Source organism: Microbulbifer variabilis (genome assembly GCF_052468405.1).
On record NZ_CP174343.1, the window covers coordinates 1,427,520 to 1,451,684 of the forward strand.

General features: G+C 49.1%; 22 protein-coding genes and 1 pseudogene. 10 read left to right on the plus strand and 13 right to left on the minus strand.

What is annotated here, in order from left to right; genetic code table 11:
* Positions 1–1,110: 1,110 nt before the first annotated feature.
* On the minus strand, positions 1,111–2,199 hold the full coding sequence (gene trmA / locus ACJJJB_RS06715) for a tRNA (uridine(54)-C5)-methyltransferase TrmA (protein WP_444945148.1): 1,089 nt from the start codon (positions 2,197–2,199) through the stop codon (positions 1,111–1,113).
* Between the two features lie 54 nt (positions 2,200–2,253).
* Here trmA and ACJJJB_RS06720 point away from each other — a divergent pair, with 54 nt between their 5' ends.
* Positions 2,254–2,658, plus strand: a complete 405-nt coding sequence (locus ACJJJB_RS06720; RefSeq protein WP_444945147.1) for a secondary thiamine-phosphate synthase enzyme YjbQ — start codon at positions 2,254–2,256, stop codon at positions 2,656–2,658.
* A 74-nt stretch (positions 2,659–2,732) separates the two neighbouring features.
* Here ACJJJB_RS06720 and ACJJJB_RS06725 read toward each other — a convergent pair whose 3' ends face one another.
* From ACJJJB_RS06725 to ACJJJB_RS06770, 10 genes are all read right to left on the minus strand, one after another.
* Positions 2,733–3,773, minus strand: a complete 1,041-nt coding sequence (locus ACJJJB_RS06725) for a Gfo/Idh/MocA family protein (RefSeq protein WP_444945146.1) — start codon at positions 3,771–3,773, stop codon at positions 2,733–2,735.
* Between the two features lie 184 nt (positions 3,774–3,957).
* Positions 3,958–4,293, minus strand: a complete 336-nt coding sequence (locus ACJJJB_RS06730) for a TusE/DsrC/DsvC family sulfur relay protein (protein ID WP_444945145.1) — start codon at positions 4,291–4,293, stop codon at positions 3,958–3,960.
* A gap of 8 nt (positions 4,294–4,301) precedes the next feature.
* Positions 4,302–4,595, minus strand: coding sequence for a sulfurtransferase complex subunit TusB (gene tusB, locus ACJJJB_RS06735; RefSeq protein ID WP_020415168.1), 294 nt, complete (start codon positions 4,593–4,595; stop codon positions 4,302–4,304).
* Between the two features lies 1 nt (position 4,596).
* Positions 4,597–4,959 (minus strand): sulfurtransferase complex subunit TusC, encoded by a 363-nt coding sequence (gene tusC / locus ACJJJB_RS06740; protein ID WP_444945144.1) that lies wholly within the window; start codon positions 4,957–4,959, stop codon positions 4,597–4,599.
* Positions 4,960–4,961: 2 nt separating this feature from the next.
* Complete coding sequence (tusD, locus tag ACJJJB_RS06745; RefSeq protein ID WP_020415170.1) at positions 4,962–5,393, minus strand: sulfurtransferase complex subunit TusD; 432 nt, start codon at positions 5,391–5,393, stop codon at positions 4,962–4,964.
* Positions 5,394–5,419: 26 nt separating this feature from the next.
* Entirely contained in the window at positions 5,420–6,103 is a 684-nt protein-coding gene (locus ACJJJB_RS06750) for a Bax inhibitor-1/YccA family protein (protein WP_020415171.1), read from the minus strand.
* A 193-nt stretch (positions 6,104–6,296) separates the two neighbouring features.
* Positions 6,297–8,720 carry an endonuclease/exonuclease/phosphatase family protein gene (locus ACJJJB_RS06755; RefSeq protein ID WP_020415172.1) on the minus strand — a complete coding sequence of 808 codons (2,424 nt, stop codon included), beginning with the start codon at positions 8,718–8,720 and terminating at the stop codon, positions 6,297–6,299.
* A 9-nt stretch (positions 8,721–8,729) separates the two neighbouring features.
* Complete coding sequence (locus ACJJJB_RS06760) at positions 8,730–10,004, minus strand: glycosyltransferase (protein WP_020415173.1); 1,275 nt, start codon at positions 10,002–10,004, stop codon at positions 8,730–8,732.
* Positions 10,001–12,244 carry a hypothetical protein gene (locus tag ACJJJB_RS06765; RefSeq protein WP_445365943.1) on the minus strand — a complete coding sequence of 748 codons (2,244 nt, stop codon included), beginning with the start codon at positions 12,242–12,244 and terminating at the stop codon, positions 10,001–10,003. Before ACJJJB_RS06765 ends, ACJJJB_RS06760 begins: the two co-directional genes overlap by 4 nt.
* Complete coding sequence (locus ACJJJB_RS06770) at positions 12,244–12,951, minus strand: TVP38/TMEM64 family protein (RefSeq protein ID WP_020415175.1); 708 nt, start codon at positions 12,949–12,951, stop codon at positions 12,244–12,246. Before ACJJJB_RS06770 ends, ACJJJB_RS06765 begins: the two co-directional genes overlap by 1 nt.
* Before the next feature lie 368 nt (positions 12,952–13,319).
* On the opposite strand from ACJJJB_RS06770, the gene ACJJJB_RS06775 reads away from it, so the two are divergent.
* From ACJJJB_RS06775 to ACJJJB_RS06805, 7 genes are all read left to right on the plus strand, one after another.
* Positions 13,320–14,642 (plus strand): TolC family protein, encoded by a 1,323-nt coding sequence (locus ACJJJB_RS06775; RefSeq protein WP_444945142.1) that lies wholly within the window; start codon positions 13,320–13,322, stop codon positions 14,640–14,642.
* Between the two features lie 78 nt (positions 14,643–14,720).
* Positions 14,721–15,749 carry an efflux RND transporter periplasmic adaptor subunit gene (locus ACJJJB_RS06780; RefSeq protein ID WP_444945141.1) on the plus strand — a complete coding sequence of 343 codons (1,029 nt, stop codon included), beginning with the start codon at positions 14,721–14,723 and terminating at the stop codon, positions 15,747–15,749.
* 16 nt (positions 15,750–15,765) lie between these two features.
* The gene (locus ACJJJB_RS06785) at positions 15,766–19,461 is read left to right on the plus strand and encodes an efflux RND transporter permease subunit (protein ID WP_445365944.1); all 3,696 of its coding nucleotides are present in this window, start codon (positions 15,766–15,768) and stop codon (positions 19,459–19,461) included.
* A gap of 132 nt (positions 19,462–19,593) precedes the next feature.
* On the plus strand, positions 19,594–19,860 hold the full coding sequence (locus ACJJJB_RS06790) for a hypothetical protein (RefSeq protein WP_020415179.1): 267 nt from the start codon (positions 19,594–19,596) through the stop codon (positions 19,858–19,860).
* A 317-nt stretch (positions 19,861–20,177) separates the two neighbouring features.
* A complete protein-coding gene (locus tag ACJJJB_RS06795) occupies positions 20,178–20,666 on the plus strand; it encodes a hypothetical protein (RefSeq protein ID WP_282950772.1) in 489 nt (162 codons plus the stop codon).
* Positions 20,667–20,863: 197 nt separating this feature from the next.
* Positions 20,864–21,085 (plus strand): Rossmann-fold NAD(P)-binding domain-containing protein, encoded by a 222-nt coding sequence (locus ACJJJB_RS06800; protein ID WP_444945138.1) that lies wholly within the window; start codon positions 20,864–20,866, stop codon positions 21,083–21,085.
* A gap of 73 nt (positions 21,086–21,158) precedes the next feature.
* Entirely contained in the window at positions 21,159–21,446 is a 288-nt protein-coding gene (locus ACJJJB_RS06805; RefSeq protein ID WP_445366267.1) for an NAD-dependent epimerase/dehydratase family protein, read from the plus strand.
* A gap of 373 nt (positions 21,447–21,819) precedes the next feature.
* Here the strand turns inward: ACJJJB_RS06805 and ACJJJB_RS06810 are convergent, their stop codons facing one another.
* Complete coding sequence (locus tag ACJJJB_RS06810) at positions 21,820–22,374, minus strand: hypothetical protein (RefSeq protein WP_444945137.1); 555 nt, start codon at positions 22,372–22,374, stop codon at positions 21,820–21,822.
* 469 nt (positions 22,375–22,843) lie between these two features.
* Positions 22,844–23,239: a putative quinol monooxygenase gene (locus ACJJJB_RS06815; protein WP_020415184.1), complete on the minus strand. Its 396-nt coding sequence runs from the start codon at positions 23,237–23,239 to the stop codon at positions 22,844–22,846.
* Between the two features lie 361 nt (positions 23,240–23,600).
* Between ACJJJB_RS06815 and ACJJJB_RS06820 the strand changes: the two genes are divergently transcribed.
* Positions 23,601–23,777 carry an FAD-dependent monooxygenase gene (locus ACJJJB_RS06820; protein ID WP_444945136.1) on the plus strand — a complete coding sequence of 59 codons (177 nt, stop codon included), beginning with the start codon at positions 23,601–23,603 and terminating at the stop codon, positions 23,775–23,777.
* Positions 23,778–24,008: 231 nt separating this feature from the next.
* Positions 24,009–24,161 (plus strand): annotated as a pseudogene (locus ACJJJB_RS06825) (FAD-dependent oxidoreductase); the annotation flags it as partial.
* Between the last annotated feature and the right edge of the window lie 4 nt (positions 24,162–24,165).

A 24,165-nucleotide genomic window follows, 5' to 3' on the forward strand; every position in this document is an offset into this window, starting at 1 on the left:
CAGATGTAACCATTGATACACAAGGCGCAAAGTTGAAAAAATAGTAACTGCTTTTTATTGATCTGGTGGTATAAAGAATAATTGTGAAGTGCTATTCAAGTTTGCTGCTTGCTGAGCCTGATTTGTTATCCTGGATAAATTATCCATGCAATCACGTAGGGACGAAGTTAGCCTGGTTATATTCAAAAGAAACCAAAGTTAAAGTGTAATTCTCAGCTTGATATAAGGCATTAAAGTTAAGGAAGTGATTGATACTCTCGATAATCATTCCTTCATGCTGTCACGATGTTGAAAAAGAGTGTCAGGAAGTGAAGATTTTGGTGGATGAACGCAGGGATCTCACTAAGGTATTCACTAGAGCAAAAAATGAACTTTCTGAAGTGCAGCGTTTAGGGGTAGAGAATCCTAAGTTGAAACAGGAGGTTGATATACTAGGAAAGTGGCAATGGTTTTTGCGGAGGAACATTAGCAAGATATCGATTTGTCCAGTGGTTCGATTCATAACTAGGTATCAAACTATCTTACTGGTGACTCGGAGTGAAACACAGTGGCCATTATGATTGGCTGAAGAGGTCGCGATCAGACCGAGAATACCAAGGTGATGATCTTAAGGTTCAAATCTCCCATTTTATTTATTTTTATTTCGTTGCTTTGCTTAGTTTATTGGCTGCTTAAGAAGATTGTGTCCAATAAGGCTAGATAACACCTAAGAAAGTAGATTGCTTTTTTCACGGTCACCAGGTGTCTTAAGTTATTCTGTGTTTAAACCGGTGTCAAAATTAATTTTTATCTGTAACTAATGAGTTTATTTTTCTTTTTCAATCAATTTTTAGAGGTTATGAGTGTGACTTATGAATGGTTTTTCCAAATTTTGGAACAGGTGGTTTCGTAAAATGTTATTAACGTAGGATAGGGTTAATCAAGATAGTCTATGTGATACGAGTATATGTGATGCCGAGAGAGGGAGTCACATTTTGTCGGGTTTATTGATTAGGAAAGTAAGTGTTAAATTATGAGAGATAGTGAGTAAAATTTTAAAAGCGAGCTGTGGCTAGCCCGCTAAAAGGTAAGCTTACTTATTGAGACGAATAATTTTGGAGTGTTCGCTTTTTACTTGCGTACAAGTAGTAATCCAGTTTCAGTGTGGTCCGTATAGGGGAATTGATCGAATAGAGCAAAGCGTTCAATGTGATGTGTTTGACTTAGCAACTTGAGGTTTTCCAGCTGTGTCTCTGGATTACAGGAGATGTATAGTATTCGTGGGAAACGAGCAACCATTTTGCAGGTTTCCTGGTCCAGGCCTGCACGGGGTGGGTCAACCAGTACGGTATCGAAATTATAGTTGTCCAGGTCTATGTCGGCGAGCCGGCGGAAAGGGCGGACCTTATCGATAGCCTGTGTGAACTCTTCGCTGGACAGCCGCACAATATCCAGATTATTAATACGATTTGCGCGGATGTTTTCCTGGGCGGAGTTAACAGAGACTTTGGATATTTCTGTGGCTAGTACTTTCTGGAAATTCTCACTGAGCGGAATGGTAAAGTTGCCGTTCCCACAGTATAGCTCTAGCAGATCATTGGCGCTTTCTCCGCAAGCACTTTTGGCCCAACGGATCATAGAGCGGCAGATCTCACCATTGGGTTGGGTAAAGCTACCTTCCACCTGCTTGTATTGGTATTGCTTGCCACCTATCTCCAACTGTTCGGTGACATAGTCCCGCTCCAAAACCACCTTTTGCTTTCGAGAGCGGCCGAGGATTGGGAAGCCGAGTTTATCTTGCAGTGCACGGGCTTCCTGTTCCCATATTTCATCCAGCTTTTTATGGTAGATCAGGGTAATCAGGGCATCACCACTTAGAGTGGTGAGAAATTCAGCGGAGAACAGGCGCTTGCGTAGAGTCTCACTGCTGTTTACGGCCGCCAGGACCCTTGGCATCAGTTTATTCATAAGTTCTGAGCCGACAGTAAACTCGTTAATAATAAATGGCTTCTTGTACTCGCCCTGACGATACATGGCGTAGTAGGCTACGCCGCCCTCATGCCAGACTTTGAATTCTGCACGCTGTCTGTAGTGGATGGGTGGTGAGGGAAATAGCTCTGGCTCCAGGTTAGTGAATTCCCGGTAAGCTTCACCCAGGCGCCGGGCCTTCTTGTTCAGCTGCTCTTGATAGTCGTTGGTGTTAACGCGGTACAGTGCCATATAGAATACGGTAGTCTCAATAATGGAGCGGGCGCGAATTATATAGGAATCTGTATGGCAATAGGTGAGATAGCAATCAGGGTACAAGGGCAGGGGTTACATGAGTTTACTGATCAGGTGACTGACTGGGTCTCTTATCAAGGGGCAAGGGAAGGACTCTGTACGTTGTTTATTCAGCATACTTCCGCGAGTCTGTTGATTCAGGAGAATGCTGATCCAAGTGCGCGTAGGGACTTGGAGCAGTGGCTGAATCGCTTGGTACCTGAGGATGATCGCCTTTACACCCATACCATGGAGGGGCCGGATGATATGCCGGCCCATATCAAGTGCGCTTTGACTGCAACCAGCCTCTCAATCCCGGTGCAGGGTGATCGCCTGATGTTGGGAACCTGGCAGGGTATCTATCTGTGGGAGCATCGCCACCATCACGGAGATCGGCGAGTAATCTTGCACATTTGATTGGAGACTAAGAGCGGTCCTGCTTGGCTAGTGGCTTAATGGTCATAGTTTCACAGTCTGCATTCCCTTTTCCTTTAAAAGTTGGATGTTTCGAGAGTCACTCCAACCGAACTGCAGTAGTGGTCCAGTAGTTCCTGGGTGTGAATTGCGCGTGCAGCAGCGGCGTTGCGAAGCTCAATATCTTCAGTTGTAGCCATATGACAAAAATGTTCAATCATGTAAACGACTTGGGATTTTTGGGTGTCAACAGCAAAGTGTTCAAATTCTCTGGGAGTTGCCATTCCTTGTCGTAGCGTAAAGTCTGCTGAGTAGTTGGGGTTGCCAAATACAAAGCTATCCTTCCAGTCCAAGACAAAGTCATTGAGCTGAATCAGACCGTTGTCTCCCAGGATGTTGAGGTCCATATCGCACACACCAGCGTCGTAGCCAAAGTCGAAAGTTGAGGTTTGAGCACTGGAAAATTCGATCATGCCGGTGCCACTAATAACGGCACCAGTTTCTCGGTCGCGTTTTACCGCTCCGGCAATAGATTGGATTGTTCCTGCCGGGCGCAAGAACTCTACGATAGCTCGCATGTTGTACCAGCCGATATCTGCAATTGCGCCAGTTGGTTCCAACTTTGGATTAAAGCGTATGTTGTCGCGTTCTACGACGGGGAAGAGGAAAGCGGAGTAAATGCGCTGAACATCCCCGATAGACTTCTGTTGCTGCTTGATGATCTGTTTTGTCCTCGGGTGGTGGGTGAAGTGAGTGGCATCCATAAAGGCAAGCCCTGTCGACTGGGCCTGATTGGCAATTCTGCGTGCTGAAAGTCCATTGAGGAATGGTTTTTCGCTAATCAGGTGATTGCCATTTTTGAGGGCTGCCAGACAAATCTCTTCCCTGCAGATAGTTGGGGTTGCTACATAGACAGCATCGATATCCCCTGCCTCTACAAGCTGTTGCCAGCTTTTAAACACTTTGGCAATTTTGTGTTCACTAGCGAATTTTTTGGCCCTGTCAAAGTGTTTACTTGAGACCGCGACAGCTCTGGCTCCGGTGGCTTGGTCTATCGCCTTGGCTGTTACACCGGCGATCATACCACTGCCGACGATTCCGAATCGGATATCTGGCATAACATAGATTCCTGGGTGTCTTGCTAAAAATTGCGGAGTAATTTCAGGATGTGGCTGTGAAGCGCAGTGTAGAACAAGGTTGTGCGAGGTGTTGTATGGGAGGGCTATGATCAGCCTGGCTAGATAGCCAGGCCGTTGGAGATAGTTGGCCTGGTCTGAATTCTTAGAAGTTGAATAGTAGGAGTTACAGGCAGTTGGTGGGTTTGGGTAGGCCAGCGATTTTACTGGCCACCTTGGCTGGGCTTGGTGGAAAAAGCTGCATCAGGTAGATGCTACGACCTTTGTCTGCACCCAGGTGTTGGCCGATAAATTTCACCAGGGGACGCATGGCGGGAGACAGGTCGAACTGGCGATAGAAGTCCTGTAACAGCTCGATAACTTCCCAATGGGCATCTGTCAGCTTTATGCCTTCGGCTGCCGCCAGCTGTTCTGCTACATCGGGGCTCCAATCTTTAAGGTCCCGCAGATAGCCCTCTTTATCTAGGGGAATTTCTTTACCATTAGCTGATAAGTGATCCATTTCAACTTCTACCGGAACCAGCTGACGATGGGGTTATGCTGAGTACAGAGTTTTACCCAGCCAGCATCGTCAATCATTTTGATACCTGACACAATTGCCGCCAGCTCCCGCTGGCCGCGTGCTGCGGCATCGGCCTCCAGACAGTAAACGGCTGAATTCTGTAGTGTTTGCAAAGCATCATGGCGCAGGGCATAAACGCCATCCTCGATTAGAAGTAACGCATCTCCTTCGGCAAAGCTTTGCAAGCAGTCCCGCAAGGCGCTGGAGCTGAATGGAGATTTACTGACTAAATGTAATGTCATATCAAAAGCTCAATACACATTGGTAAGAGGCAATTAAAGCGCCCGGCTGCTCAATTGTCTTGATCTCTACTCCAGGAATTTCTATCAGTTTGGGCTTAACCCCCCTTTCTGCGAGACTGCTTGCGCAAACATAGAATTGTTCCAGTCCAAACATAGGGAGTGCCAGCAGGTTTCGGCGTTGACTCTTTTGTTGGATTTCTTCCGGCGATTGGTTGCTCAGCAACTGGAATATCCCATCACCGATAAATAGCAGGTCTACTTCCTGCTCCATAGCGGCTGATGCAAGCACTGCTTCGAGACCTTCGCGAGCCAAAGCACTCCCGTAGGGAGCCGTGCGGCATAGGGCGAGAGTTTTGTTACCCATGATTAGCCTCCAAAAGTTACAAGCCGCTCAGAATTGGCTACAGCGTCAGTTAGTTGGCCTAGGCCTGCCAACTCGAATCCTTCTGCGAGGTTTGCTGATAGCTTCTCCTGTCGCTCCGCTTCCCGTTGGCTTAACACGCCGCGCCTCTGCGCTGCTGCGATGCAAATAACAAGGTCAAGATTGTATTGCCGCTGTAAATCTTGCCACTCGCCGGTTAAGTCGGCTTCATCCTGGGGGGGCGCGGCGATGCTATTGCCATTTTGTATGCCATCGCAATAGAAAAAAATCCGGTAGATTTCGTGCCCTTCAGAAAGCAGGGCTTTGGCAAAGCGCAATGCGCTTGCGGCGGACTGGGTTGAGTGGGGCGCAGAGTAGACTGCCAAGGAAAACTTCATAGCGGGCCAAATAGTAAAATGCCCCGCACTGCGGGGCATAGTATTGACTCAACAGCAGCTGCTGATTAGTCGTCGGAAGAAGCGAATCCGATGATGTGCAGCAAAGCAGTGAACAGATTCAGGATGTCCAGGTACAGGGAAGTAGTGGCCATCAAGTAGTTGGTTTCACCACCGTTGATGATACGACTGGTGTCATACAGAATGAAGCCGGACATCAGCAGGGCAATAACCCCACTCAGGGCAACACTGGCCAGCGGCATGTAGATGCCAAAGAAGCTGGCAATCACCATGCCCAGGCCACAAACTACGGCGGCAATCAGCCCTACAAACAGGAAGCCACCCATAAAACTGAAATCTTTGCGGGTTGTCAGCACATAGGCGGAAAGGGCAAAGAAGATCAGTGCGGTGGTGCCAAGGGCTTGCATAACAATCTGGCTACCCCCGGCTAGGCCCAGGTAGTGGTTCAACATTGGGCCAATGGAAGCGCCTAACAGGCCGGTGAAAGCGAAAACAACGCCGATACCGGCGCTGGAATTTGCGGTGCGCGGCAGTACAAACCAGATCAGGGCCAGGGCTCCTAGTGAGCAGATCAAGCCCATGCCACGGCCCATGCCAACGGCCATGGCGATTCCTGCAGTGACGGCACTGAAAAGTACAGTCATTGCCAAAAGGGCGTAGGTATTGCGCAACACCTTCGCCGATTCCGAGCGGTCCAGTGCGCGGGTATTTGTATAAGCTTGTGGTTGCATTTAGCGACTCCTGCTATTTAATCGATACCGGAATCATATAGCTCGCGGTGGGGACCATCAAGTCGGGAAATCCCTTTTAAGCGCTGGCTATAATTCTTGTTAAATTCGAAAAACCTCAATTTTTACAGGGTTTTAGTCGAATCTTCTCCTGCAATTAATAGGGGCATAGTGGGCCTTTTCAAGGGGATTTACGTTACGAGGGTCGAAAAGGCAGCTCAATATCCACGATTAACGGTAGATGATCAGAGGCCTGACGGGTGAGGGCAGTACGGGGAACACGCACCCTTTTTACCGCAAAGCCGGCGCTCAGGAAAATATGATCAATTCGCACTTTTAAGAAGGTACCTTTAGGTGTATGCCGGGGGGCCTGCTCTTGAGCATCACGCAGGTAACCTCCGAGGCGCTTACACTCCGCCGAGGCCGGTAGGGCGTTAAAGTCACCCAGTAAGATGCGTTCGCCTTTGCAGCGTGGGTTGCTAAGCCATTCAGGCCCCAGCAGTGCATCCACCTGACGCAATCGCTCGGCTCTGGAGAGGCCAAGGTGAGTGTTAATGATCTGGATCTTGCTGCCGTTGTGCTCAATCTCCACCCAGACTGCGCCGCGGGGTTCATCAGCAGCTGGATTAAACAAGCGCCCCTTACCTTTAGGGGGGCCTGGCAGTATCCCTTTCTTGACCAGTTTCACCGGGAGGTGGGTGAGGATGGCATCGCCGTAGCGCTCTTCGTTGAGGTTGATTGCCGGCTGGAAGTGCACATCCATCGCCAGCAGTCGCGCCAACCGTTCCGCCTGGTCCAGGCCGCCACTGCGCTTACGCTTTACATCCAGTTCCTGCAATGCCACCACGTCTGGGCGGTAGCGGGCGATTACCCTGGCTATACGTTGCGGGGAGAGGGTGCCATCCACACCCCGGCAACTGTGTACGTTATAGGTCATGATTCTTAGGGTACTTTCCGGCGACCTGTGTTCGTCCAGCTTCATCGGACGTGCGCCACGCAGATAGGCCCGGGCGGCAGAGCGTAGATCCTGCGGGCGCCAGTAGCCCAGCCCCGGATCTGGTGGCTGGATATCCTCTGGCATCAGCGCGAAAGCATGGGTCTCGTTGGGGCCAGCGGCGCCATGGCTGCCATTTTCCATAGCGAATGTCAGCGGCTGTTTTTCACTGGAACACCAGCCATACATCATGAAATCGCCGGAATCCGGATGACTGCAAAGGCTGATCATGTCGTCGATAGCCTGTTCGGGGTAGGGGTGCTCGTCCCCCATCAGCTCGCGGCCATCCTTTGGCAGACTCACCGGGCCATGTTTCCACCAGCCGTGGACAGGGGATGAGGGAGAACTTGGGTCCACCCGGTAGAGCACCAGTGGCACGTGGGCCTTCTCTACAATCATGCGTGCTACATCTGCGCGGCTGTTACCATCCAGGTCCAGGTTGTAGAGCATTGCCAGGGGCCCCAAGGCGGTCAGTGCCAGCGGGGTTTTACTGGCATCCTGTTCCGGCGCCCGCTCAAGTTCAACCTTATCCATCCATTCGCTGCCAAACAGTCGCGCCCGCTCCAGCTGGACTCCACGTCTACTCTGGCCTGGCTCGATTCGTGGTGGTTTTGGCAGTCCGGAAAGGATTTCTGAAAGGGCATCGCCAAGGCTGCGGCCATACAGCTCCTCATAGGGTTGGGTTTGTTCCTGGCCATGGTCGGAGAAGATCCATACATCGTAGTGGCGGCGGTCTGAGGCATGGGCAGCGCGCCAGATACGCGCTATGGCATCGTCTATACCCTTCAGTACCCAATGGGCGAAAGCCGAGCGAGGACCGCGGCGGTGCGATTGCTCATCGTAACCCAGTAGATTGACATAAATAATGGGCAGGCCGCGGGTAATATCGACTTTGGCGCCCATAGTACAAAACTCTCGTGTGAGGATTGTGATGCCGACCCGCGTTGGGATAAACATCAATTCCTTTATGAAGTTTTGCCCCTGCATTAAACCGCGTACGCAATCTATGAGGGAAAGAACCAGTTCCACCACGATCAAAGCGCCGGTGCGAATCAGGCTCCATAGATTACTGAGCACCAGTATGCAGATGGTTAGTGGGCTGGCACTGCGCAGTGCGGGTCCCCAGCCCTGGTCGGCGGGGCAAAAATGGGCTTCACCGGTTTTGGTTCCGGCACGGAACAGACTGAGATAACAGCTGCCACCGCTTAAAAGTGGGTCGCGCTGTTGGGTATTGATCCTTTTTTCGACTAATGCAGCCACTTCCGGATCGTACATGCGGCCAAGCTTTTGGGTCTCGTGTACCAGAAAGCCGAAGGCGGGCACCGCCTGGCGCACTCCATAGAAGAGTTCCGCTTGAACAGCGGGCGTGGTGGAGGGAACTCCAGGGTACATATGTTCTAGACGGTAATGTTCCTTCCGGATCAACCGTTTTAGGAAGGGCATGCGGCCTCTGGCCAGAGCTTTGAGTAACTCGGGGTAAGCCAGTCCATCAATCTGGATCAGGATCAGCCCCGGTGCATGGGGTTGGCGTCCACTGGTGGAGAGACCCAGTAGAGAGGCAATCCACTCACTGCGACTGAAGCGACGGCGCCAACGCCTGACGGAGAGTCCAATACGGCTTAACATTGCTCGGGATTACTGCTCCGGTGCCTGCCTCAGTGCTGCCCCAGCGGCTCCGGTTAGGCCTTCGATAATTTCCCACTGTGCCCCCATTAACTTGCATATCCTTCCCCATTGATTTGGGTGGATCCGACTTGGCTGGGTATTGTTTTTTACCAGGGGTTGGTAAAGGTCAAGCGCGCGCTGGGCGCAGCTTCTCATGGAGAAATCCCTGGCGGTGTTTACCGCCTGGTAAATTAACTCTCTGCGGCCTCCCGGAGGTAGGTCATGTAGCCAGTGAATGGCAGAGACAAAATGTTCAAGGTCGGTGTTGTTGAGTAGCCGTCCATTGATTCTGTCTTTGACCATTTCCCGGGTTCCATTGGCCTCCAGAGCTATGACTGGAACCCCGCTGGCCATTGCTTCAGACAGGACAAGGCCCTGAGTCTCTGTTGTTGAGGAAAAGACAAAGGTGTCCATGGCGGCGTACATATCTCGCCGTGATGTACCGAGAACCTTGCCTGGCATGTGTACACGTTGTAACAGGCCTTGCTGGGTGAAAAAGTCACGCAGGTCATCTTCCAGTGGCCCACTTCCCGCCAATAGGAAGTGGGTATTTTCCCGGTCGTGCATAAAGCGGGCTACTGCTTCACAGAGGAAAGGCAGATTCTTCTCCTGGCCAAATCTGCCGAGGTGTCCCACTACAAATGCTGAGTCGGGAATATGCAATTGGTTTCGGATACCCCTACCATCACCGCCGCAATATTCTTCCACGTGAACTCCAGTAGGCACCTCTGCAATAGGCGTCCGTACGCCGCGTTCATGCAGTAGCCGCACAACACTGAGACTTGGAGCGAGTACCAGGTTGGCAAGGTTAGCGTAGCGGGTAGCAATTTCTATGGCGAAACGTTTAACAACCGGGGAGCTGGCCATCACATTATGGGTGTAGTGTTCATATAGTGTGTGGTGAGTGAAAACCAGCGGTAATTCTCGTTCGCGGGCAATTCGCAGTGCCGTCAGGCCCAATAGGAAGGGGTGGTGGGAGTGGATAATATCCGGTTTGAAGTCATCGAGCCTCTCATTTAGGGCGAGAGAAAAAGGTAGAGCGATAGAGAAGTCGCTACCGTTAAAGTTTTGTATCGCATGGATCCGTAATACATGTTCCTCGCGGGCTACCTGCTCGGCGAATTCCGGGGCAATAACCAGCACTTTGTGACCGCGCTTGCGGTATTCTTCGCTGAATGCTGCGACCGAGTGCGCCACGCCACCGACGTGGGGCAGGTAGGTATTGGTTAACATCACGATGTTCATGGACTTTTCAACTCTACGGAATTCAGGCCCTCGCCAACCAGGGTGGGTGAAAAGCCGAGGGGTTTGATGGCGATAGCCGGTGCCTTTCCGTACCATTCTCCTTTCCAGGATACTTTCGGGATGGCGCCAGGAGTAATTTCCAGGGAGATGACGCCAAACCGGGTTGGTGCTGGGCCGAACAGAATAGGCTTCCTGGCAGAAGTATCCTTGAGCCATTCAGGCGGTAGCCCGGATATCAGGATTAGGGCATCCTGCTCCTCGCGAACAAAGCAGTTCCGTTGCATTGCTATCCATTCAGCTGCGGCCCAGGCGTGTTGACCATCCCCCATGCAGCCTCCTAGGGAATGGGGGTGGATGGCTTCCGGCCATTGGCCTGTGGGGGAGGCGAGTTGTGCCACACTGCGCATTAGGTCCAGGCAGCGCCGGTCGCCGGCACGCAGCAAGACCTGGGCGATATGCAGGGTCAGGTAGGCGTTGATCCCCGAGTGGATCATGTCCTGGAAGAAACCTCCGCTGACAAAGCAGTTATTGATCAGGAAGTCCGCTAGATCAGTGAGCCTGGCATCATCCGCTGGATAGAGTTGCAGGGGGTAACCGGCAACAACGGAGCCAATGGCGCCGGCATCCAGGCGGCGATTGGGAGAGGCGGGCATTGCTGCGCGGCTAATTCTCTTCTGCGCCTCGGCAAGGCTGCGGTCAATGGTGTTTTGAAAGTCACCGGCTGCGGTATTAAAACGGTGGGCGTTATCGTCGATGCCCTCCCTGGTGCAGATTGAAGCTGCGGCATGCAGACCAGCCACTCCCCAGAAGTCATCCCAGTAATAGCAGTCGTTGGGGCCCAAGTGCTCTGCGCTGAATCCGGCGGGAAGCAGACCGGCGCAGAGACTTCCGTCCTTGGGTAGGCGCTTATTGATGATCCAGCGCGCCCCCTTCAGTATTGGTTCACACCAGGCCTGTTTTAGTGGTCTGTTACTCAGCTGGCAATAGAGGTCGAAAATCCATAGAGCTTCGCCATTGGAGTCCCATTCGCCATCCTGGGAGTGGAAAAAACCATCGCGTTTTTGTCTCTGGGGAAATTGATCCAGGGCTCGCTCGGCTCTACTGGTGAGCCCAGCGAACAATAGGGATTGAATCATAAAGGCCGCATCACGGAACCAGAAACGCTTGTAGGTATAGGGCCCAGGGTAGACATCACAGGGAGAGTGAAGGATCAATGTGCGGATTGCCGAATCATATAAGAACTGGAAGTCCCTATCCGGGACCTGCAGGGTACAATGCCCTTTTAGGCTTTCTTTCCAAGTTTTCGACGGCTGGCCTGTATGAGATTCCTCTCCTAGGGGAATGGATACATCCAGTTTGAGTGGCTTATGTCGTTCAATCCGGAACATGGCCGCTGCCGTGGCCATTCCAACGTCGCACTCACCAGACATACATCCCTGTTCATCCTTCAGGTGCAAATAGATATCGCCTCCGCGATAGTTGGATGCCAAGTGTTTGTCCACTGCTTGCCCGAATTCAACAGCGGGCTGGTCCTCAATTAGCCAGCGTCTTCCGCTCTCTTCCAGGCTTACCTTGTGCACGAAGCTGACTCCTTCGGGATTGCAAGGCCGCAGTGCCACCAATAACCATCCGCTATCTCGGCAGCTGGCAGTGAGATCCATCACGCAGTGGGGTTTTCCATATCGGGTCTCAACCCGGGTACAGTTGCGCAATTTAAGGCTTTTTAGGGCTGATTCAGTCACCACCGAGATATCGTCACCTAACTCCTGGTGTTGCTCGCAGTAGGTGAGACTGGCTGGGGTCAGCACATCGCCTGTATCACTGACTACCCAAGCATCAATGGACCAGCCATCGTAATGGGGAGTGAGTAGGCCGCGAGGATCGATAACCGGCAACTCATCGCAGTCTGGTAGGCCTACTGCCGTCCAGTTGCGGTGGCTGAGGTTGCAGTGAGTAATGGAAAAAGCGCGGGGGATGAATGACTTGTCCCTTGGATCGAATTGGCGCTGGATCCAGTATGGCCAGACCCAATCCAGGTTGTGTTGGATAACCTTACTGTTGATTAGGGCGCGGGCATGAAAGACTGCCCCAGCACGCAACAGCTCAATTGGTTCGCTGACCTCAGAGGGCTCGGCAAAGCGCTGCAGGTGTGCCATTAATGTAAGCGGGTCAAGGAAACCGTGGGCAGTTGCGAATCTGCGAACGAAGAAACGCCACGGTAACCATTTCATCCAGGGCATCACAGGTCCTCTTCTTTTACGATTCGTTTTAATGCGCGCCGCGCCATGCGAGTCAGGCCGATCAGGGCGATCACTGCGAGAACAAACCCCATGATGTAGAGCGTCCACTGGACTGCGGTGCGTTCCTCCACTTTGCCAAGTGAGGCTAGATCCGCGGCGATAGAGCCCACATAGACGTTGTGTAGGGTGAGGGGAATCACTCCAAGAGTGTTGCCTAGGATAAAATCCCTCAGCCGCACCGGAGTCAGGCCGAAAAAGTAATTGGACAGCTTGAATGGAAACAGCGGCACCAGGCGAGTCAGCATAATCATCTGCCAGCCCTCCCGCCGGATGACCTCGCCAATGGTGGCGGGCTTGATGTGCGACATCACCCAGCGTGATGGCCTTTCACCAAACAGGTAGCGGGCAATAAGGAAAGCAATAGTGGCGCCGAGAACTGTGCCGGCCACCACCAGGATAGTGCCTTTAATAACCCCAAAAACAAATCCAGCCCCCATGGTGAAGATCACGCCGGGTAGCAGTAAAACGATTGCTGCGGCCACGATGAGGATATAGAGAAGGCTGGTTTGCCAACCCCGTTCATTGAGCCATTGCAGTAGTTCTATCAGCCGTTCATCCAAATCAAAATAAAAAATCAGGCTCAGTGCCCCAGCCACGGCGATCAGGCAGATGAAAAAAACGACTATTGGAAGAAACTTCGCCGCCATAGAACTGCTCGGGGAACCAACAACGGGCGGTTTTGATTGCCGCCAGTTATTAGCCTAGCCAATGGATAACGGCAGGTGAAACTTCCTTGTGGCGTGACAGTGATGGAATTGACCTCTTAGCGATTACCCATCTATTTTTTGGCCTATTCCCGTTAGAAAAGAACTGGCGTCGCCATGAGATATTAAATAAGCCAGCCTAATAAAAGCTAAGTCCATAATTGCGAAAAGAAATTTAAAAAGGGCGACAACAGGATGGCGTTGGGATGGGCCCCACAGCTTAGCGCAAGGCGATCAGCACATATACTTATTCGATCTTAATTATTTGCGCATTGACCAGTTTTGTGCCGTTGCCGGAATAGGGGTGATCGTTGTTCAAGGGCGGGTTCGCAATATGGATATTCTTCGGCGCTGCCTGGAGCTCTGCCCCCGAGCCTGTGCTTCCTTTAAATGAAGCTGTGCAAACAGCAATTAGGACCAACTTGCGAGTGCAGGGCGCTGCGCTGGAAGTTGATGAGGCTGGAGATATGGTCGAAGCGCTCAAAACCCGTCGTTACCCACGCCTTCAACTGGATGCAGCTGTGGAGCATAACCTTACTACTCAAAACTATACATTTCCTCAGGGCAGTTTGGTTCCCGATTCAGAAATTGGGCCTATTCCACCGGTAAATGTCGAAATTACCTCTGAAGAGGGAACGACCGAGTTGGTTTCACTCGGGGTCCGCCAACCCTTAACCCGCTTGTACACCATTGCTTTGGAAATCTGTGAAGGTTACGTGAGTACCGAAATGGCGGCACAAAAAGTGCGGTGGACCCAACAGGATGTGGCCTATTTAGTGAAATTGCAGTACTTCGAGGTGGGGAAAATACTCGGAGACTTACAGGCCATAGATGAGTCCATACTTTTTCTTAGTTCCTTGAGTGATTTGGTTAAGAATTATGTCGACCAGCAAGTGGCTTTGGAATATGAATTGCTGGATGTGCGAGCCCGGCTTGCTCAGCGAGAGCTAGAGCGTCAACGGCGTGTTGATGAGATGATCACCGCCAAGGAGAGGTTAAATGCGTTACTTGGCAGAAATGTAGAAACACCGTTTAGTATTGAGCACCTTTCGGTACCCCCTCCGGCTCTCTTTGATATGGGGGAGTCACTTCAGTTGGCTTTTGAACAGCGGGCTGACTTTATTGAGTCACAGCTGGCAATTGAAAAAGCCGAATACAGTTATGACATCAAGAAATCGGAATATATACCGGAAATAGATATTCAATTTCGCTATCTCAAACTTTACAACGTACGCTTGATTCCAGATGCCGAAGCTTATGTATCCCTGGATATGCGTTGGGAATTTTATGACTGGGGGAGGAAGAGGGACGAGTTGGCAAGTCGCGCGAGCAAAATTGCGGGCGCTGAGGTGCAAATGGCAGAGGTACGTAATCGTATTGAGATAGAGGTGCGGGAGAGTCTCCGTAAGCTGCGTACTGCGCAGGAATCTGTAAAAGTTGCACGTGATCTTCAAGCGGCTTACCGGGAAAAAGTCCGGGTAATGATTAATCGCTATCGGGAGCAAACCGCATTGTTGACCGATGTGCTGGAGGCGGAAACCCAGCTTGATCGAGCCAATAGCGATTACAACGGCGCTGTACTTTCAGTTTGGGGTGCCCTTGCAGAGTATGAAAAGGCATTGGGGGAAGTTTAAGTGCTTAAACCTTTAGCCTTATTTTTTTTCACATTTTTGCTTATAAGTTGCCATGGAGAACCGCCTGCAAAGCAGCCCATGCCTGTTCAGGTAGCTGTAGCGCGCACTGAGCGCGGTGCTGAAGGGTATCCCTATTCAGCTGTAGTCAATCCTTACACTCAAGTGGATGTGGCATTTAGGACAGAGGGTTATATAGAAGATATTCCAACCCGTGAGGCACAGGGAGAAATTCGGATTTTACAGGCCGGGGACTACATAACAAAGGGGGAGATACTTGCGGAAGTTAATGATGAGCAGTACCGGGATCGGGTAATTGAAGCTGCAGCCAATGTAAGTAAGGCTGAGGCGGAGCGCCGAAAGGCGGATTTAGATTACAAGCGCGCTTCAGCATTATTTGCCACAGCCAGTATAACTGCACCAGATTACGATACCGCGCGTGAAGAGTTCGAAGTAGCTCAGGCAGCGGTGGTTGGAACTAAAGCACACTTGGATAAAGCGAAGGAGGATCTGAACGATACTGTATTACGTTCACCATTAACGGGAATAATTCTACAGCGCAAGATAGAAGTGGGCAGCTTAGTACATGCACAAGCAGTGGGGTTTGTTGTTGCTGATACTTCAAGAGTGAAAGTGGTTTTTACTGTGCCAGATGTAGTGCTTAGCTATACTAAATTAGGCAGCATTCTTTCAATGCGCACACAATCCCTACCTGAGAAAATCTTTACCGGTATAGTAACTGAAGTTTCTCCAGCGGCGGAAGTTCGTACTAGGGTTTTTGCTGTCACCGTAACTGTTGCTAACTCAAATGCAGAGCTAAAAACTGGCATGGTGATGTCTCTTGCGTTGGCAAAACGAAAAAGCCCATCAAATCGGGTGGTTGTACCACTTTCCTGCTTGTTAACGAATCCAGTCAAAGGAAAAGGATTCTTTGTGTATGTTCTTGAATTAGAGAAAGAGATACTTAGGGCGCGAATTAGAAGGGTGACTCCTGGTCCCGTTCTTGGCAATAGTATCGTTATTTTAGATGGCTTGTCGATGGGGGAGCGCGTTGTTTCTAATGGGGCTGCACAGCTGCGGGATGGTGAAAAGGTAAGAGTAGTGCCTTGATAAGGAGTTGAGAAACTTGTATCAGGATGAAAAAACAAGAGAGGAAGTACTTGAAGCGGAGAGTGAGCATAGATTTAATACTGCTCGCTTCTTTGTTGATAACCCCTCTATTTCCTGGGCACTTTTAGTAGGCGTCATGCTTTGGGGGATTTTCGCTTATTTTTTTATGCCGAAGAGCAAAGATCCAGATATTCCTGTTCGTATTGCAATGGCAACAACCACGTGGCCTGGACAAAGTGCGGTCAAGGTAGAGGAGCTAGTTACCAAACAAATTGAAGATGCTATTGCTCAAAGTGAATATTTGTATCAGCCTGATGCTCGCTCTTTTGGAGTTAAGTCCTTAACTTTAAATGGTATTTCCATGGTGCAAGCCCAGCTTGCTCCTCATACGGATGTCACAAAAGCTTTTAACGACCTCAACTTGAAACTAATTGATGCGCAAAATACTTTGCCTGCTGGGGTAGAGTCTACCCAGCTGAATACTGAATTTGGTGATACTGCTGCAGTTTTGTTGGCTGTTGCTAGCCCGCCAGCGGGAGCGGATGAAATAGCTTTACGTGCTAAGACTATTCGCGAAGCCCTATCTAAAATTCGCGCTAAAAATGCCAGTAATAACAAGGAGAAAGAGAAGCAAGAAGTAGGTCAGCGTGTTAGTATGGTAGTCGCGTTACCACTTTCTGTTGCGGGTATTAATGCAGAGGCAGCACTTCAAGTTTTTTCTAACTGGATGGAGTTAGAGGGCTACGGGGCCGACTTCAAAATACTCCATGGCCCAGGTTTTGTAGGTGTGGATTTTTTCTCTGATAAAAGCGATAAGCAACTTGCAGAAGCTAGGAAATTATTTCTAACTCAGCGATTGAGCGCACAAACTTTTTTTCCCGACGCATGGCAGCCAATTATTGTAAGGGATTTAGCTAGCACTCGCGCTCGTTTGTCTATGGTAGCTGGAGCTAAGTATAGCTATCGGCAGCTGGATGATTTTTCGGAGCTTGTTGCGGCGAATATTCGCACACTTCCTCAGGTGAAGCGTGTCTTGCGTTCAGGTGTATTACATCAACAGGTTAATTTGATTTATTCCCAGGAGCGGCTGGCTTCTTATGATTTGCGTCCAGATATGATTGCTCCAATCTTGAATGCCAGGAATAATATAATACCCGGGGGTACTCTAACTGTAGAGAATATGGATATCCCTATATTTCCCAGTGGAGACTTTAATAATTATAAGGAAATTGGCGATGTCCCTGTTGCATTAAGTGAGGATGGAACCCCGGTATATTTGAGGGGGATTCTTGATGTTACGCTGGGTTATGAATCACCGCCGACTTTACTCAATTATTATATTTATAAAAATAAGCAGGGTAATTGGCATCGTCACCGCAGTATTAACTTGTCTGTGCAGATGTTAGATGGTGAGCAGATAGGTGAACTTGGCAAAGCTCTGGATAAAGTCCTTGCGCGGGTTAAGGTCGACTTGCCTCCAGATTTAATCATTGAGAGAGTGTCCGATCAGCCTCGCCAAGTTAAAGAGAGTGTGGGTCTATTTATTGAGGCATTAATTGAAGCAATTATCCTCGTGGTAATTGTTGCTTTCATCGGATTTTCAGATTGGCGTTCAGCGGTATTATTAATGATTTCAATACCTATAACCTTGGCCATGACCTTTGGTTTTATTCAGTTTATGGGCGTGGACATCCAGCAAGTATCAATTGCCGCGCTTATTATCGCACTTGGCCTGTTGGTTGATGACCCCGTAGTGGCCGGGGATGCAATCAAACGACAAATGGCGGCAGGAAAACCTTCATTTTTAGCCGCTTGGTTAGGGCCAACGTTGCTTGCAAAAGCGATATTCTTTGCAACATTGACCAATGTGGTGGCCTATTTGCCATTCCTGCTGCTCACCGGTAATCAGGGAGATTTTTTACATAGTCTGCCAGTTGTAATGGCTTGCGCTTTGATAGCGTCGAGAATTGTCTCCATGACCTTTTTGCCATTTATTGCCAACATTATATTGCGACCACCAAAGGTCAAGGAACTGAGTCTTGATCTGAAGCGTAAGCAAGGCCTTACAGGTCATTATTATCGTTTGGCTGGTTGGGCAATTGATCATCGAAAACTAGTTCTACTGACCACCACGGTTATTCTAGTTTGTGGATTTGCATTAAAAAGCCAGCTTAAAAATGCGTTTTTTCCAGATGATGTTCAATATCTTTCCTATGTGGATATCTGGTTGCAAAATGATGCCAGCATTGATGCCACAGATAGTGTGGCAAACAAGGCGGAGCAGATTATTCGTGAGACAATTGCCCAATATCAGAAAGAGATAGGGAGAGATGACTCAATTTTGGAAGCCCTAAGTACCACTGTTGGTGGAGGGGCGCCGAGATTCTGGTATACAATTAACCCGCAGCAACAGCAGCCTAATTACGGACAAATTATCATCAGGCTGAGTAACAAAGATTTGACTCCGGTGCTGGCCCCTAAGATTCAGCAGGCGCTAACTGAAAATATTCCAGGTGCCTATTTAGATGTGCGCCAGTTGCAAACTACTCCAGTGACTTATCCATTTGCAATTAGGGTTTCCGGGCGTGTTACAACTGGTTCAGTGCAGGAAGAGCAAGATATCCTCTTGCTTCGCCAGACAGCTGAAAAAGTAAAAGAAATAGTGCAGCAGTCGCCTTATGCGAGAACAGTTCGCCAGGACTGGTCAGGTGAAAGCCTGACTTTACTTCTGAATGTAATGGAGGATCGTGCAGCAATGTCTGGTGTGACCAATGCAGATATAGCACTCGCATCCTCAACCGGAATTAATGGCACAGAAGTGGCTACCTTGCGACAGGGAGATAAAGAAATACCTATTGTCGCTCGCTTACGGTTGGATCAGAGAGGTCAGCTTGAAGATATTAATAACCTCTATGTCTTCTCTGCAGATAGCGATGTTCGGGTGCCACTAGAGCAAGTAGCACAAACAAGTATCCGATTTAGAACCGAGAGAATTCATCGTCTTGAGAAATTCCGAACAATAACGGTCTTTGCTTTTCCATATGCCGGTTTTATTTCCTCTGATATTATGGCAGATATAAAAGATGAACTAGATGAACTGGAAAATACTTTACCGAGCGGATACCAGTTGCAAGTCTCTGGAGACGCGGCAAATGCGAAACATGGATTTCTGCAACTGCTGATGATTCTCTGTGTCTCTTCCAGTGCAATATTTTTGGCTCTAGTATTTCAGTTCAGTAATTTGCTTAAACCATTAGTTGTTTTTGCTACGGTGCCACTTGGAATGGTGGGCGCACTACTGGCTCTTTATGTAACTGGTCAGCCATTTGGTTTTATGGCCTTTTTGGGCATTGTCAGTCTTGTGGGAGTAATCGTCAGCCATATCATAGTGTTATTTGATTTTATTGAAATTCGTCATGCCGCAGGTGACCCCTTCCGCGAAGCCTTGCTGGATGCCGGCATTATGCGTTTGCGTCCAATTCTGATCACTATTTCAGCTACTACTTTTGCTCTGGTACCTCTGGCTGTCCATGGTGGTCCTCTGTGGCAGCCATTGTGCTTTGCTCAGATTGGCGGCTTGATCCTAGCCACTTGCGGTACGCTGTTGTTGGTGCCAGTTTTGTATACGATCATGGTCGTGGACTTGAAGTGGATCCGTTGGGAGGAACGCGGTGTAAAGGAAGGAGATGGTGACATCCCTGTGACAGCTTAATCTTCTCATTTTTTCCGTAAAGTATAAATATAGGGAATTGTCGCCGATTGCAGCTTGACGCTATCGGCATTAGCTATGTTTGGACCCAGTTCTCTCTACACAAAAATGTGAGGATTCTCCATGCGCCTTCTAATGAAAATTCTGATACCGGTAAAACCAGGTAACAATTCTATAGCTGACAAATCCATGTCTGCTGTTTTCAATGAATTTGTCGCTTCAGCAGATCCGGAGTCGTCATTCTTCTTTCTAGAGGATGGTAAGCGGGCAGCAATTTTTATCTTTGAGGAAAAACGCCAAGATAAATTAATGGCCTACAATGAAAATTTTTTTGCGGTGTTGGGAGCAGAGATCTGGGTAACCCCGGTACTAACCCATAAGGAACTGAAGAAGCATATGTAGTGGAGAACCGGATAGAACTAAATTACTTTGGAAACGTTATCCCTAGACACTAGAATTTTCGCTTGAAATTCTAATATGGATAGCTCCGGAGGGTTTTCCTGTTGCTGGCTCGTCCACGGCCATCGCAAACTAGCTATCAGCCCCGGATAACCAGGGGCCTAGGGCTTTTCAAATCAGCAATTGGATTGGGCACGAAGCTAGTTCTGAGTGCCCATATCGCTGTTTTTATTGTATTTCTAACCGTATTATTTACTCCTGTACTTTTTGCCAGTACTGCAAGTCTTGAGGATTGTAGAAAGGTAGAAGGGAGAGGGCCATTGATCAGTTGCCTGGAAGCTCACGCCGGCCTGTTAGACCTGGAAACTGTTGTGATAGCCCCGTCACTTCTCACTTATCATGGCCTTGATAGAAGTTGCTCCCGATATGCCTCGGCGGAATTATTGGGAGCTGTAGTAATTCGCTCCTCTGGGAATGTAGCTAAACAACGCAGCCAGAGAGCGCCGGCAATCAGGCATTTCGATGCTGTGACTGAGAAGGACTTTAAGGCACAAATGGCCCATAAGCGTTATCATCATATCTGTGATCGCAAGTCGCCAAAGGGGCTCTCTTCTTGCAATAAGGCAAAATGGCACTACCACCAAGCTATCTCCTGCTTACGCGCTCGTGAAGCCTGGGAAAAGCGCTGGGGTACTTGGGAAACAGCCGAACCCCACGAACGGGCGTTGGAAAATGTAAGGGCCCGGTTGAAGAATGCGGAAAGGAACCGACGACGTAGTTGTGACACAGACTTTTCCGATATTCACTGATCTGTGTTTTAAATGAATCTTATTCTGTAGCTCCTTCTATTAATTACATTCCTCGCATGAGTTGTTATGGCAAATTCCGATTAGCCCCACACGATGACTTGTTCTCAGCCCAAAGGTAAACTAACAAACAAATACTATTTTTGGGGCGCGAGTGGTCTTTTGGAAAATATCTACTATTAACTGGGGCCAGTGGCTTTGTGGGGAGTGCTTTATTACCGACTTTAAGGAGGAAGGGCTATACCGTAACCTCGGTATATCGTCAGGCAGTAGAAGGTGGCCTCCAGATAGACAGTTTGAGTGCTGAAACTAACTGGTGTAGGGCTCTGGAGAATATTAATGTGGTGATTTACTCTGCCGCCAGGGTGCATGTGATACAGGAAGTTTCTGCGGACCCCCCTTCAAGAGTTTCGAAAAGTTGATGTTGAGGTCACCTTAAAGCTGGCCAGTGATGCAGCCTCTGTTGGAGTAAGATGTTTTATCTAACTGAGTTCGATCAAGGTTAATGGGGAATCTGCTGAGTGCCGGGCTTCCTTTAATGCAGATGAAGGGCATCACCCTTTCGATCTCTATGGAATTTCCAAGAAAGAAGCAGAAGATGCCCTATTGGCGTTGGCCGAGGAGACTGGAATGGAGGTAGTGCTTATCCGAACTCCGTTAGTGTATGGGCCTGAAGTGAAAGCGAACTTTCAATCGATGATGTCATGGCTCAAGTGGGGTTTACCTCTATCACTAGGTGCAATAGATAACCGTCATAGTTTGTGGTTTCTGTTTATAACCTGATCACTACTTGTTTTGCGCTCCAAAAGGCTGCAAACCAGATCTTCCTGGTTTCTGATGATATGGACATGTCACTCTCCGACTTGTTAACCCGGCTTTCAAACGCTTTGGGGTACCGTGCCCGACTGGTACCAGTGACAAAGTCCCTGTTGATTATGGGGCTTTCTCTGCTTGGAAAAAGAGCTATGGCTGAGCGATTATGCGGTTCCCTACGGGTGAATATAAAGAAAAGCTAAGAGGTTGTTAGGTTGGAGGCCACCAGAAACGGTAGAGAAGGGGTTAAAGAAGACTGTGCGGGCGAGATAGCCAGGTCGTGCCCAGAGGGGGGGGGGGGGAGAATAGGCCGCGAACAGGGTTTGCGCGGCCCCAGTTGCGCTTACCCCTGCCGATTTACAATAGCAGCGTAAAAGCCCATTAGGTAGGATGTTGGGACCTCAACTACGGAGCGGTGACCCGACTTTGCCCTGAGCTTCACCCTGAGGGACTCTCTGCGCTTGAGCGCGCTGACTATTTGTTCTTCCTCTACAGGAACCTCTAATGTCTCTTCGAGCATGCAAGTGGTAACACCTGTGCAGTTAAGGACGCTTTTCTCTAATTGGGTCACATTGACTTTTGTTCTATCACTAAAGGTTGCGGATACGTAGTTACGCCAACTTGCCCTATAAGTTATATCGATGACCAAGCGGTAACGGATGGAACCGCCAGTTTCAGGCTCAAAAGCACGGAGTTCGTAGTAGACCAAATTGAGGTCTGAACCGTCAGTGGTCGCCTGCATTGGAGGGCCACTGTAGGCGATTCCAGGGTTCCCAATAGTACTGTGTATTGTTGTCACGCCCTGCCGGACCTCGGCAGAGCTTTTCTGTGTAAGGCTTGTTGTCGCACTGCAGCCGGCTAACAAGAGAGCCGTCAGAGTGATTGCGAGCTTGGTCATATACCTTCCCTGATGCGATGGATATTTCATGGCAAGGGAGTATCTCATATTTGGTGTCGCATGCAGGAATTAAGCCTCTTTTTTGGTCGTCTAGTTGTGGAACTCTAATTGCTCAAGATTTGTACTTTCAGGCTTGGGAAGGGGTGGGCTCCTAGTGGAGTTGCCATATTACTGGTTCTGAAGCATAGCCGCATAGCCCACTTTTCCATCCTCTGTTAACGGCATCAAATACCACAACTACTAAGTGCTCAGTGGTGACGAATGACAAATTACCGGTGATATATAGGGCAGAAAATCATGGGTCGGGAATGATAAAGCCAACAATTCTAACAAGAGCTGGAACGCCTTCAACAAAGATAGCAAAGGCTAATTTTTGTTGTAATGGTTATGTTCACCAGCTGGTTGTGCTTAATAAAGCAACCGACCAGACTGGTGAAACTTTGTCAGGTAAAATTAGGTTGTGTTGAACTCAGTGGAGTTTTCCCTCGGAACGATCAAAGCCTGCATAGGGATGGTACAGGATCGATTTCAAGCCTGAGTGGCGTTCTCTCAGCTCCTGGGGCATATCTCCCAAGTGAACAAGGCGTGTTGGCTCAGCAGCCGCCATCCACCGCTCGGCGAAGGCATCCCAGGAATCTATGTGCTTATGAGCGGACTCCGAGTCCTTGAAATGTTCATAAATAAGTACTTTCCCATCATCAGTCACATAGTACTGATAGTTCAATGTCCCACCTTCTTTTTTAGTCGCATCTACCATCTCATCGACGATAGCTTTAAATTCAGCTTCACGTCCTTTCTTGATCTTCCCTTCGATAATCCAACCAACATTGTTAAACATGCCCGCTACCTCATTACCGAAAGACATTACTACTTACACATTTGCCAAGAGAGTGAGAAATAGTGCTCTTGGTATACTAAAAACTGTGTTAACACAGCTGTATTCTAGATGGGACTATTGGATATATGGCTCTTGTCCTTTAAAAATCTCCTTGTCGGTCTCACCCCTTTCTGCGGGACAGGTGCTAGGCAATAAATCACCTCGGTCAAGAGAAGTTACAAAACTCATTGGTAATAAACAGGACACTCTCTAGAGCTGGCCAATAAGGATGACGAGTAAGTCAGGTAATATATTTTGAGCTTTTATTAGATATGAGCTATTAGTGGTTCGTAAGGTTAATTGCAGAATTTCCCCCTCGCTGATCGTGCTATCTTTTTGAAGAGGTAATTTGCCGGAACTTTATGAAGGTATTAATTGTAGATGCAGGTCCAACGGTCTTACGCTTGCGGTGGAACTAGCCCGTAGGCACATTCTCGCAAGGATCATTGATAAATGTGATAGCTCGTCAACGTTAAGCCGTGCCCTGGGTATTACCTCTCGCAGCCTTGAGCTGCTTTCTCCGTAAGACGTTTCCAGGCAGCTTATTGAGGAGGGTACTGCTATCCAAGAGGCCTACATTTATCAGGGAACACGCCTGGTTATGAGAATGCCTCTCCATTCCTGCTCCTCTTATTTTCCTATAATTCTGAGGTTGCCCCAGGATAGGACAGAGATGATCCTCTCAGCAACCTTATCGGCCATGGGGGTTCAAGTCGAATATCAGGTTAAACTCTTATAGTTCAATGAAGAGGGTAATCAGGTAGTGGCGGAACTTTCCAATGGAGAGAATGAAACGTTCGACTATATTGTAGGGGCTGGTGGTATTCACAGCGCAGTCAGGGAATGTGCCAATATTGCCTATCCGGGTTTTGATTTGAAAGAGAAATGGTCAATAGCTGATGTTGAAAACTGGC

What these genes read in the sequence shown, in the direction of transcription:
- trmA (WP_444945148.1), bottom strand. Translation starts at nt 2,199, where the DNA reads ATGGCACTGTACCGCGTTAACACCAACGACTATCAAGAGCAGCTGAAC.
- ACJJJB_RS06720 (WP_444945147.1), top strand. Translation starts at nt 2,254, where the DNA reads ATGGCAATAGGTGAGATAGCAATCAGGGTACAAGGGCAGGGGTTACAT.
- ACJJJB_RS06725 (WP_444945146.1), bottom strand. Translation starts at nt 3,773, where the DNA reads ATGCCAGATATCCGATTCGGAATCGTCGGCAGTGGTATGATCGCCGGT.
- ACJJJB_RS06730 (WP_444945145.1), bottom strand. Translation starts at nt 4,293, where the DNA reads ATGGATCACTTATCAGCTAATGGTAAAGAAATTCCCCTAGATAAAGAG.
- tusB (WP_020415168.1), bottom strand. Translation starts at nt 4,595, where the DNA reads ATGACATTACATTTAGTCAGTAAATCTCCATTCAGCTCCAGCGCCTTG.
- tusC (WP_444945144.1), bottom strand. Translation starts at nt 4,959, where the DNA reads ATGGGTAACAAAACTCTCGCCCTATGCCGCACGGCTCCCTACGGGAGT.
- tusD (WP_020415170.1), bottom strand. Translation starts at nt 5,393, where the DNA reads ATGCCCCGCAGTGCGGGGCATTTTACTATTTGGCCCGCTATGAAGTTT.
- ACJJJB_RS06750 (WP_020415171.1), bottom strand. Translation starts at nt 6,103, where the DNA reads ATGCAACCACAAGCTTATACAAATACCCGCGCACTGGACCGCTCGGAA.
- ACJJJB_RS06755 (WP_020415172.1), bottom strand. Translation starts at nt 8,720, where the DNA reads ATGTTAAGCCGTATTGGACTCTCCGTCAGGCGTTGGCGCCGTCGCTTC.
- ACJJJB_RS06760 (WP_020415173.1), bottom strand. Translation starts at nt 10,004, where the DNA reads ATGAACATCGTGATGTTAACCAATACCTACCTGCCCCACGTCGGTGGC.
- ACJJJB_RS06765 (WP_445365943.1), bottom strand. Translation starts at nt 12,244, where the DNA reads ATGCCCTGGATGAAATGGTTACCGTGGCGTTTCTTCGTTCGCAGATTC.
- ACJJJB_RS06770 (WP_020415175.1), bottom strand. Translation starts at nt 12,951, where the DNA reads ATGGCGGCGAAGTTTCTTCCAATAGTCGTTTTTTTCATCTGCCTGATC.
- ACJJJB_RS06780 (WP_444945141.1), top strand. Translation starts at nt 14,721, where the DNA reads ATGCCTGTTCAGGTAGCTGTAGCGCGCACTGAGCGCGGTGCTGAAGGG.
- ACJJJB_RS06790 (WP_020415179.1), top strand. Translation starts at nt 19,594, where the DNA reads ATGAAAATTCTGATACCGGTAAAACCAGGTAACAATTCTATAGCTGAC.
- ACJJJB_RS06810 (WP_444945137.1), bottom strand. Translation starts at nt 22,374, where the DNA reads ATGACCAAGCTCGCAATCACTCTGACGGCTCTCTTGTTAGCCGGCTGC.
- ACJJJB_RS06815 (WP_020415184.1), bottom strand. Translation starts at nt 23,239, where the DNA reads ATGTCTTTCGGTAATGAGGTAGCGGGCATGTTTAACAATGTTGGTTGG.